This window comes from Mesotoga sp. (genome assembly GCF_035363035.1).
Taxonomy (GTDB): Bacteria; Thermotogota; Thermotogae; order Petrotogales; family Kosmotogaceae; genus Mesotoga.
The window spans coordinates 2,788-4,814 of sequence record NZ_DAOSEH010000118.1; the positions used below are offsets into that span (position 1 = coordinate 2,788).

General features: G+C 54.7%; 1 protein-coding gene and 1 pseudogene. Both read left to right on the plus strand.

The annotated features are described in order from the left end of the window. Positions 1-797, plus strand: a pseudogene (locus tag PKX57_RS11255) (hypothetical protein); the annotation flags it as partial. 17 nt (positions 798-814) lie between these two features. Beyond that, positions 815-2,027: S8 family serine peptidase (locus tag PKX57_RS11260; RefSeq protein ID WP_472417374.1), on the plus strand; the 1,213-nt coding region annotated here is incomplete at its 3' end.

A 2,027-nucleotide genomic window follows, 5' to 3' on the forward strand; every position in this document is an offset into this window, starting at 1 on the left:
CAGAGGGCAACATATTCGTTCAGATCGCCTGGGACCTCCCCGAGAACCTTGCGGGGTTAGTGGGTTTCAACATCTATCGCTCCAGTGATGGTGTCAATTACAAGAAGATAGCTTTCAGGACCGCCCTTTACGGTTTCGATAGCGGAATCGGCATCGAGGCAGGCAACAGGTATTTCTACAAGGTCAGATCGGTTTACGCCGACGGAAGCGAGTCGGAGGACAGCAACATCGCCTCGGTAGTGCCGCTCGATATCTTCAAGGTCAAGCTGCTCTCCCCGGCGAACAACTCGACGGGAGTTTCGAGAAGACCGGTACTGAAGTGGGCGCCCGTCGACAAAATCAATTCCAACAAAGTGCCTGTCCTGGGCGGCGGTCTCCTCGACGAGAGCAAGATCGCCTATCACTATACGCCCTGGATATACGACACTGTTCAGAGCGACTACCAGCATCTGCTGGCAGTCGACAGCGAATTCGAAACCTTCGATTTCTCCACTTACGGCCCACAACAGGTCTCCGTGAAGTTTCTGGATCCGTTCTGGCTTGGGAAAGTGATGAACTGGATCTTCATTCTCAACGGTCAGGCGTACCTGTACCCCTTCGATCAGCTCGAGGCCTTCAAGACCTATGAGTGGGGTCTGGATTACGCGGTGGCCACCTACTACGGATATGATGAAGACGGAGACGGCTTCTACGATTCGGTCGCTTATTCGACCACTATAGACCTGGGCTACGATTTCGACAGGTGGGTCAACGATGCCGATTACTACAACCGCTTCACCACCGGTGGAGATAATTGAGAGGGGAGGTGGTGCAGATGAAGAAGACTTTACTGTTAATAAGTGTCGTATTGCTGGCCCTTGTGTTCGCTTCCTGTATGAGAGTTGCCCCGGGTAACAGCGCCGGCGCCAATGTGGAGTTCGTATGGAAGCAGATACAGGATGCGCCCTACGTTGAAGGAAGACTCATAGTAGGTTACAGCGATATCGAGGCTTTGAGCGAGATCGTTTCTCTTCTCGATGCCGAGATAACCATCGATATACCGCGCTTGAACGCTGCGGGTTTGCGGTTCGACTCGACGGTCGAAGAGGCAAGGGGCGCTATCAGGGAGCTTTTTGTCGAGAGACCGGAGCTCGTCGCATCGATAAGGTACATAGAACCGAACTACGAAAGGGAACTTATAAAGCCGGTGAAAGATGATAATCTGAAATTGCCCGAACTGCCCGTGGTTCTTGCCGAAGATACGTTCCCCGACCTTGAAGGATTCCTCTGGGGAATCAAGAAGGTCCGTGCACCGCAGGCCTGGGCCGCCGGGTACGACGGGACCGGCATAATCGTCGCCGTCCTTGATACGGGCATCGACTCGACCCATCCAGATCTCCAGGGTCAGATAACCCACAGGTACGATCCGTTCCTCGATCTGGAGATCGACCCCGACATAGACTACTCCTTCGAAGCGCACGGATCTCACGTCGCCGGTACTATCGCCGCAAAGGACGATGGCAGCGGTGTCATAGGCGTGGCCCCCGGAGCGAAGATAATGGATATACCGATCTTCCAGCCCAACTATATAGGAGACGAGTTTGTCGCAGCCGGCATAGTATATGCGATCGAAAATGGGGCCACGGTACTTTCGAACTCCTGGGGAGGCAAGGGCTTTTCGACGCTTCTGTACGATGCGATCGCTTACGCCTCCGAGAACTATGTGGTCTTCGTGAACTCGGCCGGAAATGAACATGTGAACGAAGTCAAGAGTCCTGCCATGTACCCGGGAGTCGTGGTCGTGGCCGCCTCCACCGCGGGCGATGGTATCACCCATTTCTCGAGCAGGAGCGTCAAGCTCTCGGTGGCCGCTCCCGGCGATTTCTCGATCCTTTCGACCGTTCCGTTGTGGGATGTGGCCGAGTTTGCCTATCCCGATCTTCCCTACGCATATTACGGCGGGACGTCGATGGCCTGCCCGCACGTCTCGGGTGCGATCGCCATTCTCCAGCAGAAATACAAGGATATGGGACTGACAGTTTACCAGT